Origin of the sequence: Streptomyces sp. NPDC052043, from assembly GCF_044548235.1 — a bacterium.
GTDB lineage: Bacteria > Actinomycetota > Actinomycetes > Streptomycetales > Streptomycetaceae > Streptomyces.
This window is the reverse complement of sequence record NZ_JBIUBT010000029.1, coordinates 1-13,989: the sequence shown is the minus strand read 5'-3', so window position 1 is coordinate 13,989 and position 13,989 is coordinate 1. Positions and strand designations below refer to the sequence as shown.

14 protein-coding genes and 1 pseudogene are annotated in these 13,989 nt (G+C 69.8%); 3 read left to right on the top strand and 12 right to left on the bottom strand.

Annotated elements, in window-relative coordinates:
* Nucleotides 1-346: 346 nt before the first annotated feature.
* From ACIHCX_RS37845 to ACIHCX_RS37815, 7 genes are all read right to left on the bottom strand, one after another.
* Nucleotides 347-541: an acyl-CoA carboxylase epsilon subunit gene (locus tag ACIHCX_RS37845; protein WP_400037920.1), complete on the bottom strand. Its 195-nt coding sequence runs from the start codon at nucleotides 539-541 to the stop codon at nucleotides 347-349.
* Between the two features lie 90 nt (nucleotides 542-631).
* Nucleotides 632-2,674 (bottom strand): condensation domain-containing protein, encoded by a 2,043-nt coding sequence (locus ACIHCX_RS37840; RefSeq protein ID WP_400037918.1) that lies wholly within the window; start codon nucleotides 2,672-2,674, stop codon nucleotides 632-634.
* An 85-nt stretch (nucleotides 2,675-2,759) separates the two neighbouring features.
* Nucleotides 2,760-3,536: a 4'-phosphopantetheinyl transferase family protein gene (locus ACIHCX_RS37835; protein WP_400037916.1), complete on the bottom strand. Its 777-nt coding sequence runs from the start codon at nucleotides 3,534-3,536 to the stop codon at nucleotides 2,760-2,762.
* 68 nt (nucleotides 3,537-3,604) lie between these two features.
* Nucleotides 3,605-4,237, bottom strand: coding sequence for a ScbR family autoregulator-binding transcription factor (locus ACIHCX_RS37830; RefSeq protein WP_400037922.1), 633 nt, complete (start codon nucleotides 4,235-4,237; stop codon nucleotides 3,605-3,607).
* A gap of 365 nt (nucleotides 4,238-4,602) precedes the next feature.
* Nucleotides 4,603-5,265: a ScbR family autoregulator-binding transcription factor gene (locus tag ACIHCX_RS37825; RefSeq protein ID WP_400037914.1), complete on the bottom strand. Its 663-nt coding sequence runs from the start codon at nucleotides 5,263-5,265 to the stop codon at nucleotides 4,603-4,605.
* A 172-nt stretch (nucleotides 5,266-5,437) separates the two neighbouring features.
* Complete coding sequence (locus ACIHCX_RS37820) at nucleotides 5,438-6,211, bottom strand: SDR family NAD(P)-dependent oxidoreductase (RefSeq protein WP_400037912.1); 774 nt, start codon at nucleotides 6,209-6,211, stop codon at nucleotides 5,438-5,440.
* Nucleotides 6,208-6,954, bottom strand: coding sequence for an HAD family hydrolase (locus ACIHCX_RS37815; RefSeq protein WP_400037910.1), 747 nt, complete (start codon nucleotides 6,952-6,954; stop codon nucleotides 6,208-6,210). Before ACIHCX_RS37815 ends, ACIHCX_RS37820 begins: the two co-directional genes overlap by 4 nt.
* A 255-nt stretch (nucleotides 6,955-7,209) precedes the next feature.
* On the opposite strand from ACIHCX_RS37815, the gene ACIHCX_RS37810 reads away from it, so the two are divergent.
* Nucleotides 7,210-8,157 carry a ScbA/BarX family gamma-butyrolactone biosynthesis protein gene (locus tag ACIHCX_RS37810; RefSeq protein ID WP_400037908.1) on the top strand — a complete coding sequence of 316 codons (948 nt, stop codon included), beginning with the start codon at nucleotides 7,210-7,212 and terminating at the stop codon, nucleotides 8,155-8,157.
* A gap of 109 nt (nucleotides 8,158-8,266) precedes the next feature.
* Here ACIHCX_RS37810 and ACIHCX_RS37805 read toward each other — a convergent pair whose 3' ends face one another.
* From ACIHCX_RS37805 to ACIHCX_RS37785, 5 genes and pseudogenes are all read right to left on the bottom strand, one after another.
* On the bottom strand, nucleotides 8,267-9,043 hold the full coding sequence (locus ACIHCX_RS37805; RefSeq protein WP_400037906.1) for an ABC transporter permease: 777 nt from the start codon (nucleotides 9,041-9,043) through the stop codon (nucleotides 8,267-8,269).
* Nucleotides 9,040-10,005, bottom strand: a complete 966-nt coding sequence (locus tag ACIHCX_RS37800; RefSeq protein ID WP_400037904.1) for an ATP-binding cassette domain-containing protein — start codon at nucleotides 10,003-10,005, stop codon at nucleotides 9,040-9,042. The genes ACIHCX_RS37805 and ACIHCX_RS37800 overlap by 4 nt, the downstream gene beginning before the upstream one ends.
* A gap of 31 nt (nucleotides 10,006-10,036) precedes the next feature.
* On the bottom strand, nucleotides 10,037-10,705 hold the full coding sequence (locus ACIHCX_RS37795; RefSeq protein ID WP_400037902.1) for a DUF4097 family beta strand repeat-containing protein: 669 nt from the start codon (nucleotides 10,703-10,705) through the stop codon (nucleotides 10,037-10,039).
* 210 nt (nucleotides 10,706-10,915) lie between these two features.
* Nucleotides 10,916-11,455, bottom strand: coding sequence for a hypothetical protein (locus ACIHCX_RS37790; RefSeq protein WP_400037924.1), 540 nt, complete (start codon nucleotides 11,453-11,455; stop codon nucleotides 10,916-10,918).
* Between the two features lie 31 nt (nucleotides 11,456-11,486).
* Nucleotides 11,487-11,735: pseudogene (locus ACIHCX_RS37785) on the bottom strand (helix-turn-helix domain-containing protein); the annotation flags it as partial.
* Between the two features lie 247 nt (nucleotides 11,736-11,982).
* Between ACIHCX_RS37785 and ACIHCX_RS37780 the strand changes: the two are divergent.
* Nucleotides 11,983-12,930: an alpha/beta fold hydrolase gene (locus ACIHCX_RS37780; RefSeq protein ID WP_400037900.1), complete on the top strand. Its 948-nt coding sequence runs from the start codon at nucleotides 11,983-11,985 to the stop codon at nucleotides 12,928-12,930.
* A 12-nt stretch (nucleotides 12,931-12,942) separates the two neighbouring features.
* Nucleotides 12,943-13,776 (top strand): MerR family transcriptional regulator, encoded by an 834-nt coding sequence (locus tag ACIHCX_RS37775; protein WP_400037898.1) that lies wholly within the window; start codon nucleotides 12,943-12,945, stop codon nucleotides 13,774-13,776.
* Nucleotides 13,777-13,989 lie beyond the last annotated feature (213 nt).

The window sequence follows — 13,989 nt, the reverse complement described above, 5'->3', positions numbered from 1 at the left end:
GGGCGCACCCAGCGAGACCACCCTCCAGGCCGCCGCCCACCAGGGCCGCCGCGTCACCGAAACAGCAACAGCCCTCAAAGCAGGCCGCACCAACTGACCCACGCTGACGCCCGAGCCGCTGTCCACGGGGTCGGACAGCGGACAGCTGGCAACAGGCAGCGGTCGCTTGCATTCCCCGGTCTCCCAGAGGGCCTCGGTGCGGCGGCCGGTGCGTACGCCTTGGTTCGTGCCCCCGGTAAGACCGGGGGCACGAACGGCGCGTCCCGCGCCGTGGCGGCACGAACCTCAAGAACCGTCTCACCGGCCCCAACAGCTCCCGTCACTCTCCGCGCGGCGAGACTTCCCGTCATCGCCAGCTGTGCGGCGCCCTGTAGTCATCGGGCCTCCTCCAGCGGTGCGTGGAGCGCGGCTCGTGGCCGCATCGGGCCGTCTCGCCCGCACGCACGGCGAGCAGTACGGCCATCAGTGCCGCCAGTTCCTCGGCGTCGGCCCGACCCCGCTCGACACGCAGGGCCGGTTCTGCGTGGTCCGCCTCGCTCATGGGACCGCCTCCTCCAGCGTCATCCGGCATCGTGCTCGACGAACGCTCTCGTCGCGCTGGAGCCGGAGCGGGGCTTTGAGGCCGTGGCCGTCACATATTCCTTGCCCGCAGGGAGCGCAGCGCCCGCGCAAGGGCGCGCGCGCTCTCCTCGGCGTCGCCGACTCCCGTCATGATCACGCTCGTCGCGGCGTCGGACCGGGCCGTCGCGGCGCGGCCGATGCCGTACGCGACGGGGGCGGCGGGGCCGCATCCGCAGATCACCAATCTCTGTCCGGGACCGAGCAGTTCACCCAGTGCGGACGGGGGTGCGCTCACCGGTTCACCGAGCGCGAGAGAGACGATGCGTTCCGGCCCGTTGTGCAAGGCGGCCAGTGTCTCGTACACGCCGTCCGGTACGCCGGGGACCGTGACCAGGCAGATGACGTCGGCGTCCGGCCCTCCGGGGCGCAGCACCGACAGTGCGGGGTTCCGCACCGTGCGCGGGCGCCGTGCGGTGCGGGGCGTGGCGTCGCTGTCCAGGAGGGCGAGCACTTGATCCACCGTGCTTGCCCCGCTCGGCCGGTCCGGCAGGCAGCGCAACAGGTGCATGCACTGGGACAGGGCCAGGGAGGCGTCGGCGTCGGACAGCTCGGCGCGGTCGTAGGTGGCGGTCAGCAGCAGCCCGTCCGACCTGTCGTGCTGCGCGACCAGGGTCACGGGCAGACTCGTGTCACCACCGGCGCTGTGCGGCACGTCCACCTCGATGTGCCGGGCGGCCAGTTCGGACAGCAGTGTCGGTGGCAGCGCGGGTCTGCTGTCGAACCGTACGACGGTGTCGGTCAGCCGCATGTGGTCGTCGCGGCCGCTCCACCGCCGGATCTGGTCGGGTGACACCCAGGCGTAGGAGCTCAGGTCAAGCGCGGTGTCCCGTACCTGCCGCAGCAGATCCTCCACCGTGGCGGCGGGATCGACGGTCACGGTCATCGGCAGGGAACTTCCCAGCAGGCCGGGCACCGTGGCCGCGTCCTGCAGGGGCAGGTCCCGGCCGGAGAAGTGCACGCCGAAGCCGATCGGGGCGGGCCCGTGCACGCCCGCCGCCCGGTAGAGCAGCAGCGCCCAGACCACGTGCAGCGCGCTGCTCTCCCCCGCTCCCTGCTGCGCCGCCCACCATCGGAGCCGGGCGGTCTGCCGGGGACGCAGACCGCTCTGGATGCGGCCGGGCCCGCTCTGCAGGGCGGGCCCGCCGGGGCGGCCCGGGCTCAGGGCCACGTCGCCGGGCGGCGCTGCCGTGGTCCAGAACGCACGCGCTCGTTCGGTGCTCCGGCCGGCGAGCCAGGCGGCATGGTCACGGATGTCGGGGCGCCGCTCGCCCCCGGGGACGGTGCCACCCGCGAGATAGGCGCGGTAGAACTCCCCTACCAGGAGGTGTGCGCCGCGTTCGTCCAGGAGTGCACGGTGATAGCTCAGCAACACCCGGGTCGCGGCCCGGCCGGCCCGTGAGGGGTGCACCGGACTGTCGAGCAGGGACACCCGCAGCAGCTCGGGCCGGTGCAGCGCGAAGCCCCGCATCCGGTCCCGCCGCACCAGATCGTCCCACCCGGCTGAGGCGGGCCCGTGGCGTATGACCTCCACGGATGCCTGGTCGTGCAGCACCATGCGGGGCTGTGCGGTCCAGTCGAAGGAGGCGCGCAGGACGATCTCCCGGTCGGCGACCGACTGCCAGGACGCGCTGAACAGCCCGGTGTCCAGCGGACCGGACCAGTTCCAGAAGAGCTGCTCGATATGGCGGCCTGGGCCGCCCTGTGCCTGGACCGCCGCGAGCAGGATGTCGCGCTGCTGTCCCGTGACCGGGACCGTGTCGGCGGTCGGCGGCAGAAGCAGGTCGGCCAGCAGGTCCGGGGACAAGGGCTCGTCCGGGGCTCCGGTCGCGGTGTCGGCCGGGGCCAGGCGCACCGCGTACCGGCCGGTGCCGTCGTCGTCGAGGGACACCGAGCGCGTGGGATGGCGCAGCGCGAGGCGAGCGGCGACCGCTTCGGCCCGCGCGGCGTCGACCGGTCCGCACAGCTCGAAGACGAGGGGGGCGCCGGGCGCCGAGGCGTCCGGCTCGTGGAGCACGGCGGCCACGGCCGGAGCGGGCGAGTGACGGCTGCTCATGCGCTGTCCCGGGCGACGGATTCCACGACCGGCCTCCTCTCGTCCTGGTCATGTCGTCGGTACGTCCGGTGCGGTACGGGGCTCCTCATCGTCGGCCGGGGCGTCCCGGCCCTGGGAACACTACGGTCGTCGCAGGGGGAAGCCCCGGGTTCGCGAGCCGGTCCAAAGCGGTCCGCGAGCGGGGCTCGACCGTCACCCGCTGCTGCGCCTCGCTCGCCAGGTACCGGTCCTGGACCAGGTGGGTGGCGGACGACCAGGTACGGGCCGGCTCAAAGACGTCGGCGAGGACGGGGTGTCCCTGGGGGTCCCAGCAAAATCCCACGGCGCTGAAGCGGCGCCGTATCCCCTGCCCGAGCGCCTTGGTGTACGCCTCCTTGAGCGTCCACAACCGCAGGAAGTGCGTGGTTCGTTCGTCGTCGGGCAGCGCGTCAAGTGTCGCGGCCTCCTCGGGCGTGCACACGTGCGTGCGCAGCAGGTCGTGGGACGCCTTGCGGGTGACCGACTCGGTGTCCACGCCGACCGGCCCGTTTTGGCTGACGGCGACGACGATCAGTTCCTCGGTGTGCGCGAGGCTCAGGTGCAGTTCCTCGCCGAAGCCGCGCAGCATGGGCCGGCCGCCGGGCTGGTAGGCGATGTCGAGGGCGTCCGGGGCGGTCTCGAGGACCGCCGCGGCCGTGTACTTGATGACCATGCGCGACACCGCGAAGACGAGGCGGCGGGGCGGGGTGGGGGCCTGCCGGTGGCGTGGCCAGTCCCGTCCGAGGAGGGAACGCAGAGCGGGGTCGGGCAGGGTGGCGGTCAGCCACTCGCCCCAGGTGGTGTGCACGACGACGCGTCCCGTGCGCTCGGCCCGCTCGTACACCTGGTCCCAGGGGGCGTCGGGGCCATCCCACCAAACCTGCAGACCGTGTGGACTGTTTTTGCCTTGCATTACTGCACGGGGCACCCTTCGGGGTACGCGGCCTTCGGCACGGGGGCCCGGGACGGGGACGTCGCCGGGCGCGGCGCGAGGAAGGACCAGAGCACCGCGACACGCTCCGGGGAGAGCCGGCCGCGGTCCGCTTCGCCGAGTGCCCCGAGACCGACCGTGGCGGTGACGACCAGTGTCGAGACGGCCTCCGCGGACACACCCCGCTCGATCTCGCCGGCTTCCTGCGCCTCGGCCACCAGTTCGCGCACCCGCTCGTGCCACCAGAGCAGCAGCTCGGAGCCGTTCTTGCGGGACGGGTCAGCGTTCAGCCGGAAGCCGGCGCGGACCACCGGATCGTCCGCCAGGGCGACCAGCAGCCCGGAACAGGCGTCGACGAGCGACTGGAGCGTCGCACCGGCCGTCGCCCTCGCCCGTTCGACCAGGTCGGCGACCCGCCCCGCGGCTTCGCTCTCCACCTGGGCGGCGAGAGCGTCCTTGTTGGTGAAATGGAAGTGCAGGGCCCCCTTGCTGACCCCCGCGCGCTTACTGATCGCGGGCAGCGAGGCCAGGGTGTACCCGTCGTCGGCGAACACCTCTGCCGCCGCGCAGATCAGGGCCTCGCGCGTCCGTGCCGCCCGGGCCTGCTTGACCATCACGATTACCTCCAAACAGACCGCCCAAGCGGTATTCCCTCAAGGGCATGAAGCCCCCGCACATCAACGAACGAGCGGGATTCCTCCGCGGACCCCCAGCTCAGACGAGGCTTCCCCCTCCGAGTCCGGCACGTCTCGCGCACACGCCCGGGACGTCTCGGGGAGCATAACCCCCTCTACCCGACCTTGAAAACCGCGCTGCTGGTTTGTTTTTTGGGGGGCGAGACTCGCCAGGAGCCGCGTATGCGGGCATCACGGGACGCCAAGAGGTGAGGTACGGCAGCGCACGTTCGCGGCCGGCCGGCAGAGGCGTGCGGCCCTGCGCGGGAGGGATCGCCTCTGCCGGAGGGCCGCGGCCGGGAGCGTCAGACGCCGGCGACCGGGGTCGGGGCCGGGGCCGCTTCGGCCTCCTTCAGGACGCGCTCTCCTCTGTCGGGGGCGATGTCCAGCTTGATCAGTGCGGCGGGGGTGGCGATGGCCGGGAGTATGTAGTTGAAGAGCACCGAGATCCGCTGTCCCAGGTCGGCGTAGCCGGTGTAGGCCTCGGACATGGCCTGCATCCCGATCCAGGCCCCGACGAAGAGTTCCGCCGTCTGCTGCGGGTCGATGTGCGGCAGCACCTCGCCCTGTTCCTTGGCCTCAGCGACCTTGTCCCGGACGACCTCGATCCACGCGGGCCAGGCGCTGCCGAACAGTGCCCGCCCCTGCACGTCGGCGGAGAGCCGGATACCGGCCAGCAGGATGACGTCCTTGGGTACCCGGGCGGCCAGCGTCATGCACAGGTCCACCCACTCCTGCAGCCTCATGTCGCAGGGCAGCCAGTGATCGTTCGAGATCTGCGACTCGAGGACCCCACGGGCCAACGACTCCTTGGAGTCGAAGTGGAAGTACAGCGCTCCCTTCGTGACCCCCGCCCGCTCGAGGATCTCGGCGATCGTCGCCGCCGCGTACCCGTGCACGGCGAAGACCGAGGCCGCGGCCTCGATAACAGCGCGACGGGTCCGTACTGCACGCTCCTGCCGTGCCATAAGGACCACCTCCCATGAGAAAAAAACCGAACCGTCAGTTACCTTACCCGTTTTCGCATATTCACTCGTCGCCAGGGCCGAGCCGAACGAGCGGGCTGAACGAAACAGGCACAAGGACTGCACATCGCCGCCGGAAGACCGGAACCAGCCGCTCCACCCCGCCCGGCCTGCGTCACCAGGCGGTCCGGCCGCCGTCCACCGGGAGCGTGGCCCCCGTCACGAAACTCGCCTTGTCACTGCACAGCCAGGCGGCCGCCTCCGCGACCTCCTCCGCGTCGGCGGCCCGTTGCTGCGGAGCGGAGCGGTGCGCCCGCTCCCGTGTCCCGGGGCTCTGTGCGAACCACTGGTCGGTCATCTCCGACCGGGTCAGGCCCGGAGCGATGGCGTTGACCCGTATCCCGTGCGCCGCGTACTCCACGGCCGCGGCCCGGGTCAGCCCGATCACCGCGTGCTTGGAGGCGATGTAGGGGGCGCCCACCGAGGAGGCCACCAGCCCGCCGACGCTGCTGGTGTTGACGATCGCGCCCCCCGCGCCGCCGGCGATCATCGCCGTCAGCTCATGGCGCAGGCAGTTCCACACGCCCCGTACGTTCGTCTCCATGACCAGGTCGTAGGAGGTGTCGTCCATCAGGTGCAGGGGAGAGCGGGGCAGCCCCACTCCGGCGTTGTTGAAGGCCGCGTCCAGCCGGCCGTGGCGCTCGACGACGAACTCCACCAGCCGGCGGACCTCGTCGTCGCTGCGCACGTCGACCGCGCGGCAACTCGTCCGTGCGCCCGTACGGTTCAGCTCGGCGACGACTTCGCGCAGACGCTCCGCACGGCGCGCCGCCAGGACCACGGTCGCGCCCTGGCCCGCGAACACCCGGGCCGCGCCGACCCCGATACCGCTGCTCGCCCCGGTGATGAGCGCGACCTTCCCGGCCAGCGGTGCCTCCGTGCCCGTCACCGCAGGGCCTTGGAACGACCGGTGCCCGCCGCGGCCGGCTCAGGTTCGTCTGTCCAGCAGGTGCCTTGGGCGGATTCCGCGTCGACGGTGCGCAGCAGCGTCTCGTCGATGTCGTGCAGGGTGTCGACGAGGTGGCGGACCCCTGCGTCCCGCATGAGGGTTCGCTGGAAGCTGCCCTTGAAATCGCTGGGATGTCCGATGAAGGGCACGTCCAGTTCCTTGGCTTTCCGTGCCACCCGGGCCACGTCGTCGATGAAGACGGCCTCTTGGAGGCCGAGGCCGAAGTGGTCGCGGACGATTTCCTGGATGCCGGGGCGGAAGTCGTTCGTGCAGACGTAGCCGGGTTTGGCGAACCAGGAGGCCACGTCGCCCAGATACCGGTCGAAGTGGCTGCGGTCCAGGCCTCCGTAGCAGACGATCTCCAGCCCGGCACCGCGCAGCGTGCGCAGCAGGGCGGGCGCGCCGTCGAGCAGGCCCATGGGGTGCTGCGAGAGGTACCGTTCCCGTTCGGCGAAGTAGGCCCGGAGCAGTTGCTGAGGGCTGCCCCGGTAGCCGATGGCCTCCTTCAGTGCCCGGGCGGCGCTTCGCTGGGGCTGGGACAGCACCGACTGCTCGAGTTCGGCCGTGTAGGCGGCCCCGTGAGCCAAGGTCATGCGGTGGATGACAGGGGTGAACGTGTCGTCGAGCAGAACACCGTCGATGTTGACTGCGGCCAGCCGAAGCGTGCTCAGCAGGGGTCTCATCTGGTCTTCCTAACGCCGGCGGGGCACTCGGACCCCGGGTCGAAACCGCACAGTTGGTTTGGGGTGAACCTGACTCGCGCGCTATGTCCGCCCGCAACGGGGCACGGACGTGCCGAGCAAGTCAGCTTTGCCCCGAATGAGAACTTCACTCCCCCCTTCGCTTGACGGAGATTTTACTCATTACCCCTCCAAGAAAACCGGTAGGTCCGTATCTTATAGCCCACCAAGCGACGGAGCTTCGAGACGGGGGACGTCATGCAAGTGACTGCTACTGGTGACACGGACATGCCGAGACTGCCGCGGCTCACCACTACGGTCCCCAGGGAATACGTGCACAGGGCCAGCCTGGCCGAGGTCTTTCTGACGGACTGCACCGCCCGCGACGACCTGCGTTTCTCTCTGACCGGTCAATGGCCGCGGGCGCACACGTACTTCACCGACGCCGACGGGACGACGCACGACCCGATGCTCGCTGCGGAGACGTTCCGTCAGGCCTGCATCTGCATAGCCCACACCGAGCTGGGGGTGCCTCTGGGCCACCCGTTCGTGATGTGGAACCTCAGCTACACGACGGACCCGAACCGGATGGACATCGCCTCGTGCCCGACGGATCTGGTGATTCAGGCGAGCTGCACCGAGCTCACCCGCCGCGGTGAGTCCGTCAGCGAGATCCGCATGGATCTGTCCCTGTACCGCGACAGTGACCTGGTGGCCCACGCGGCCACCCACTACGGTCCGCTGCCGCCCGCGGTGTACGACCGGATCCGGTCCAAGCGCAGGGTCGGTCCTCTGGACGAGGCCGACGCCGCCGTCGGCGTGGAGGCCTTGGCGCTGGCGCCGGCCTCGGTCGGGCGGTCCTGTGCGGCGGACGTGGTACTCACCGCCACCAAACAGCCCCGGCGCTGGCTGCTGACACCTGATCTGAACCATCCGATCCTGTTCGACCACAGTGGCGACCACGTGCCCGGCATGGTCCTGATGGAAGGTGCCCGCCAGGCGGCCTGCTCCCTCGTGGGCCCGCAGTCGTTCACCCCGGTGAGTGCCTCCAACAGTTTCCGGCGCTACGTCGAACTCGACCGCCCCTGCTGGATCGACGTCGAGCGGATGGCCTTTGAGAGCGGCAGCACGGTGACGGTGGAGGTCGTCGGGCGCCAGGACGGGCACAACGTCTTCTCCTCGACCCTGACGGGACGCGTGGACTGAGAGAAGTTGCCCGATACGCACCAACAGGGCGGCGTACTCCGACGTGAGGTCGGGGTACGCCGCCCTGTCCGTGGGCGGCCGCGGGCCGGGGCCCGCGCTGTCGCGGTGGTTACTTCGGGTCCTTGTTGAACGTCGAGGCCGACCAGAAGTAGCCGAGAGCCGCGAGGCCGAGGCTCCAGCCGACGGCGAGCCAGCCGTTGTGGCCGATGTCGGTGCCCAGCAGGAGTCCGCGCAGGGTCTCGATGGCGGGGGTGAACGGCTGGTACTCGGCGATGGGCTGGAACCAGCCCGGCATCGAGTCGAGCGGCACGAACGCGCTGGAGATCATGGGCAGCAGGATCAGCGGCATCGCGTTGTTGCTGGCCGCCTCCGCGTTGGGGCTGACCAGGCCCATGCCGACGGCGATCCAGGTGAGCGCCAGGGCGAAGAGGACCAGCAGACCGAAGGCTGCGAGCCACTCCACAACGCCCGCGCCGGAGGAACGGAAGCCCATCGCGACTCCGACCGCGCCGACGAGGACCACGCTGATGACAGCCTGCAGGACGCTGCCGGCGACGTGCCCGATGAGGACGGAGGCGCGGTGGATGGCCATGGTGCGGAAGCGGGCGATGATGCCCTCCGCCATGTCGCCGGAGACGGAGACCGCGGTGCCGATGGTGGTCGAGCCGATCGTCATGAGCAGGATGCCGGGGACGATGTAGGCGATGTAGGTGTCGCGGCCCGCGCCGCCGCTGATGGCTCCGCCGAAGATGTAGACGAACAGCAGGAGCAGCATGACCGGCGTGAGCAGCAGGTTCAGGGTGAGCGAGGGGTAGCGCCGCGCGTGCAGGAGGTTGCGGCGCAGCATGGTGGACGAGTCACGGACGGCGAGGGAGAGGGAGCTCATCGCGCAGCCTCCATCGGCTGGTCGGTACGGGCGGGCCGGGCGGGGGCGTCGGTGAGGGCGAAGAAGACGTCGTCGAGGTCGGGGGTGTGCACGGTGAGTTCGTCGGCTTCGACGCCGGCGAGGTCGAGCCGGTCCAGAACAAAGCGCAGCGCGCGCTGGCTGCCGTCGCTGGGGACCTGGAGCGAGAGGGCGTCGTCGTCGCGGGTGGCGGCCTCCAGGGCCGAGGCGGCGCTTTGGTAGGCGGCCGGGTCGGTGAACCGCAGCCGCACGTGTCCGCCCGGGATCAGCCGCTTGAGTTCGTCGGCCGTGCCCTGCGCGGCGATCTTTCCGTTGTTCAGCACCGCGATCCGGTCGGCGAGTTCGTCGGCTTCCTCCAGGTACTGCGTGGTCAGAAAGACCGTGACGCCGCCGGTGACGAGTTCGCGGATGATCTGCCACATGTTGTGGCGCGAGCGCGGGTCGAGGCCGGTGGTCGGCTCGTCCAGGAAGATGATCCTGGGGTCGCCGACCAGGGTCATGGCGATGTCGAGGCGGCGCTTCATGCCGCCGGAGTAGGTCGAGGCGGGCTTCTTCGAGGCCTCCACCAGGTCGAAACGTTCCAGCAGTTCGGCGGTGACCCGACGGCCCTCGCGCTTGGACAGGTGGTGCAGGTCGGCCATCAGGAGCATGTTCTCCTCCCCCGTGATCAGCCCGTCCACGGCGGAGAACTGGCCGGTCACCCCGATCGCCGCACGCACCGCCTGTGCCTGGGCCGTGAGGTCGCGGCCGGCGATCTGCGCCTGTCCTTGGTCGGCGCTGATCAGTGTGGAGAGGATCTTGACGGCGGTGGTCTTGCCCGCGCCGTTCGGGCCGAGCAGGGAGAAGATCGTTCCCTCGGGCACGGACAGGTCGATGCCGTCGAGAACCACCTTGTCACCGTACGACTTGCGCAAACCGCGCGCGGCGACAGCCAAGTTCGTCATGAGCGGTACTCCTTCTTGTGGCCGCAGGCGGTCAGAGGCTGCGGGCGGTGATGTCGCCGTGGGCGGTGGTGGCATGGACGGTGAGGGCGGCATCGGCGCCCTGGGTGTTGTGCAGACTGTCGGTGACGCGGCCGTGGGTGGTGCCGGCGTCCAGGGCAGCAGAGGTGCCGCGGGCGGTGGTGACGGCGATGTCGCCCTGCTCGGTGCGCAGGGTGAGGGTGCCGCCGACCGCTTCGGTGACCGTCAGGTCGCCCTTCTGGGTGGCGAGGTGAGCGGTGCCGTCCAGGCGGCCGAGCGTGATGTCCCCGGCGGCGAGGGTCAGGCGCGCGCTCGCGGCCTCGTCCACCTTGACCGAGCCCTGGGCGCCCTCGAAGGTGACGTCGTCGAGACGTCCGACGGTACGGAACTCGCCGCCGGCCGCCCCGGCCTGGACGCGGGAGCCGGCGGGCAGCTGGACGGTGACCTCGACGAAGCCGGAGTTCCCGAGGACGCGGTGCGTGTCGGGGACCGCGATGTGCAGCACACCGTCGTCGTAGACGATCCGCACCTGCTCGGCGGCCTTCACGTCGCGGCCCTTGGAAGCGTCGGCGGGCAGGACCTCGACCGTGGTGTCGACGCGGTCGGCGGCGACGAGCCGGATACGGCCGGCGGGGATGTCCAGGACGGTCGAGACCGGGGCGGGCGTGGCGAACTTCTGCATGGTTCTCTCCCTGCTCCTCGTTGCGAGCTCCACCATCCGCCCGCCGTTTCTGATGACGAAAACGCTACGTTGCTTTCACATCTCAAGCAACACATTTGTTGCGCATGTTCGTCATTCATGCAGGTAGCAGCAGTGAAATCGTTGCTCTGACCTGTGATTTAACGCAACGAAGTCAACTTCGAACGTTGCAATGAATGAAGGTGAACGCTCTTACCGCCCACCCAGCACGCCAACGGTCACCACACCGGTCGTGCGGTGCGCCCCCGCACCGGCGAGGCGGCGCCGGCCACGCGCTGGGTCAGCCGGCGAGCCACCCGCAGCAACAAGGCCCCACGGACCGCCCGGCCCCGCTCCCGCAGCACCCGCGCGCCCTCGAACAGGCCCCGGACGGTGCGTGCCACCAACTCCCGGCCCGCCGCACACAACCGCCCCCTGCGCGCCATCGGCCACCAGCCCGAGCGTGACGAGCGGTGCGGGCTGCGTGTGCCGCGCCAGGCGGCGCAGGTGCGACAGGGTCCGGGGGCCGGCCCGGTGGACGTCGTCGACGCACAGCAGCGTCGGTGCCGTGCCGGTGAGTTGCCGCGCATCGGCCCGCAACGCGGGCAGGGTGAGCACGCGGGCCCCGGCGATGTGCGCCTGCCGTGCCACGGCACCGAGCAGCGCGGTCTTGCCCGCGCCGGCGCCGCCCTTGACCAGCAGGACGCGGGGCCGGCGCGTGCGCCGATGCTGAGTGAAGAAAAAGCGGGTCAAGCTGTGTTTCACCCCGACCTAGGCGTCCTGGGCCAACCCGATACTTCGGATAGAGCGCCTCGAAGCCGTCGGTATTGAAGTTGTGGATCAAGTCCCGGACCCGGTCCGGGCTGGTGAACGTCACCTCGGCGATCTTCGCGACGAGCATGCTCTGCGCGGATAACAGCACCATCTGGGCCCGCCGCCAGGTCACCACCGACCCGGTGCCTCTGCGGATGATCCGCAGCAAGCGCCTGCCCTCGTCGTCATCAATCTCTCGGACCCGCACCTGTTCAGCCACGTGATCATTCTCGCCGTCCTTTTCCGGACTAAGGAATTGATCACATCTTGAGCACGCACAGCCGCGTTCGTGGCGTACTCGGGGCGGTCGTGCTGCTTGGCGGTCTGTTTGAGCAGGTGCTCGGCGTGTATGTATGACAGCCAGCCGCGACCGGTGTGGGGCAGAGGTCGGCAGCTGTAGGTGTGCGGAGGTGATGTCACCGCAGCGGTTGACCCTGACGCAGGGGCAACCTCTCAGCATGGTTGGCATGACTTCGAAAGCCAATGCGATCGAGGGCGCTGGACTGTGCACATACGGCGACCACGAAGTTGTCGCCGGAGGCGGCCAAAAATTTCACCAACGGACGCTCACCGACTTGCCGACCGCAGAGGGGAAGCGGACCGAGAGGGGCGACAGGACGATGCGGCACTTCACGGTCCACCACGATGGCGTCACAATCCCGGTATCCCACGGCGGCCAGGGACGACCACTGGTCCTGTGTCCTGGACTGAACTCGACACAGGCCGACCTACACGACCTGGCCGAGCTTCTTCGACGCGACTACGACGTGGTGACCTTCGACCTCAGGGGCCATGGCCTCGCCTCGGCCGCCGAACGGTACTCTTTTGACGCGTTTCTGAGTGACCTCGCCGCCGTGCTTGCGAAGCTCGACCTGCCCTCGGCACCCGTGCTCGTGGGCTACTCGTTGGGCGCGGATCTGGCCGTGCATTACGCCGCCGAGCGTCCTGACTCCGTCGCCGAGCTTGTCCTTATCGACGGGGCGAACCCACTGCCCGAACCGTTCATCACCGAGGCCGACCTGGCGGATTTCCGCGCAATGGCGGACGACCTGGCGACGCGGCAAGAGGCCGGGCGGGCAAAGGGTACCGCGCATCAAGTGTTGGTCACCGCACAGAACATCCTCGACCTGAACCTCGAAATCGATGTGGTTCGGTCCGCAATCCTCGACCGGTACCGGAAGATCGATCACCCCATCTGCATGATCATGTCGACCTCCATCGCCGGCGGCAGCAGCGAAGGACGCGTGCCACGGCACAACCAGCTCTGGCGTGCCGGCATCGAGCGACTCGTCCGCGAGCGGCCGTACCTCTCCACGTTCTGGCTCGACGCCGACCACCGGTTGGTCTTCACTCACGCCTCGGAAATCGCGGAGATCGTCCGGAGCGCACTACGTAGCCGACAGGTCGACCTCTAGGAGACTGGTCCGATGCTGACCATCGGCGAGCTGGCGTCGTATGCCGGAGTGACGGTGCGCGCGGTGCGGCACTATCACGCCAAGGGGCTGTTGCCGGAGCCGCCGCGAGACCACTCCGGCTATCGGAGGTACGACGCCGGCGCCGTGGTCGACCTGATCAAGATCCGGACCCTAGCCGAGGCCGGGGTCCCGCTGGGGCGCGTGCGGGAGCTGCTGCAGGCCGACGAGGAGGAGTTCGCCGCGGCGATCGCAGACATCGACAAGCGGCTGCGGGCGGAGATTCAAGAGCGGCAGCGGCACCGGGAGCGGATCGCCCGCCTCGCCTCCGGGGACCATCTGGCGCTGCCCCCGGAGGTGGTGGAGTATCTCGACCGGCTGCGGGCGCTCGGGGTCGACGAGCGGATCGTCCAAGTCGAACGCGACGGCTGGATTCCGCTGGCCGCGCTCTCGCCCGATCGAATCCCGCAGTGGATGGCACGCAAGCGGGAGCAGATCACCGACCCGCAGTTTGTCGGTTTCTATCTGGTTCTGGGCCAGGCTCTCGACTGCAGCGACGACAACCCCCTGCTGGTCGAGCTGGCCGACAAACTGGCCGCCTACATCACGCAGATGGCCAGCGAGCAAGGCGAGGACTACGTCGACGACACCGACATCGAGCCACCGTTCGTCAAGCTGATGGACACTCTGGCGTTCGATACCGTGCCGCCAGCCCGGCAACTGATCGAGCTGCTGAAGAAGCGAGGCTGGACCGGCTGGACCAAGCTTGAGCGCGTGGCCCCCATGCGGGGTACGGCCGGAACTCGGCAGGAAGACACCACGATGCAGCATTCCCGGCGTGAGCAGTGACGGCAGGCGGGGACTGCCGCGGGCGAGGGATACGGTGTCCCCGCCCGGGACAGGCCCGGTGGTTGCGTTGGTGCCGGAAGAGCCAGACCCGGAGCCCCGGTCTCCCGTTTCCCGTGGAGCTAGTGCCGCGGCGGGCAACGTTTGCCCGTCAAGGAGCGGCGTCCGGTGCGTGCTCTGGGGGTCCCCCCTGCTCGAAGAGCTTGGGGGAGTGCC

Coding starts and splice junctions, on each gene's coding strand:
- ACIHCX_RS37845 (WP_400037920.1), bottom strand. CDS start 541: ATGAGCGAGGCGGACCACGCAGAACCGGCCCTGCGTGTCGAGCGGGGT.
- ACIHCX_RS37840 (WP_400037918.1), bottom strand. CDS start 2,674: ATGAGCAGCCGTCACTCGCCCGCTCCGGCCGTGGCCGCCGTGCTCCAC.
- ACIHCX_RS37830 (WP_400037922.1), bottom strand. CDS start 4,237: ATGGTCAAGCAGGCCCGGGCGGCACGGACGCGCGAGGCCCTGATCTGC.
- ACIHCX_RS37825 (WP_400037914.1), bottom strand. CDS start 5,265: ATGGCACGGCAGGAGCGTGCAGTACGGACCCGTCGCGCTGTTATCGAG.
- ACIHCX_RS37815 (WP_400037910.1), bottom strand. CDS start 6,954: ATGAGACCCCTGCTGAGCACGCTTCGGCTGGCCGCAGTCAACATCGAC.
- ACIHCX_RS37810 (WP_400037908.1), top strand. CDS start 7,210: ATGCAAGTGACTGCTACTGGTGACACGGACATGCCGAGACTGCCGCGG.
- ACIHCX_RS37805 (WP_400037906.1), bottom strand. CDS start 9,043: ATGAGCTCCCTCTCCCTCGCCGTCCGTGACTCGTCCACCATGCTGCGC.
- ACIHCX_RS37800 (WP_400037904.1), bottom strand. CDS start 10,005: ATGACGAACTTGGCTGTCGCCGCGCGCGGTTTGCGCAAGTCGTACGGT.
- ACIHCX_RS37795 (WP_400037902.1), bottom strand. CDS start 10,705: ATGCAGAAGTTCGCCACGCCCGCCCCGGTCTCGACCGTCCTGGACATC.
- ACIHCX_RS37780 (WP_400037900.1), top strand. CDS start 11,983: ATGACTTCGAAAGCCAATGCGATCGAGGGCGCTGGACTGTGCACATAC.
- ACIHCX_RS37775 (WP_400037898.1), top strand. CDS start 12,943: ATGCTGACCATCGGCGAGCTGGCGTCGTATGCCGGAGTGACGGTGCGC.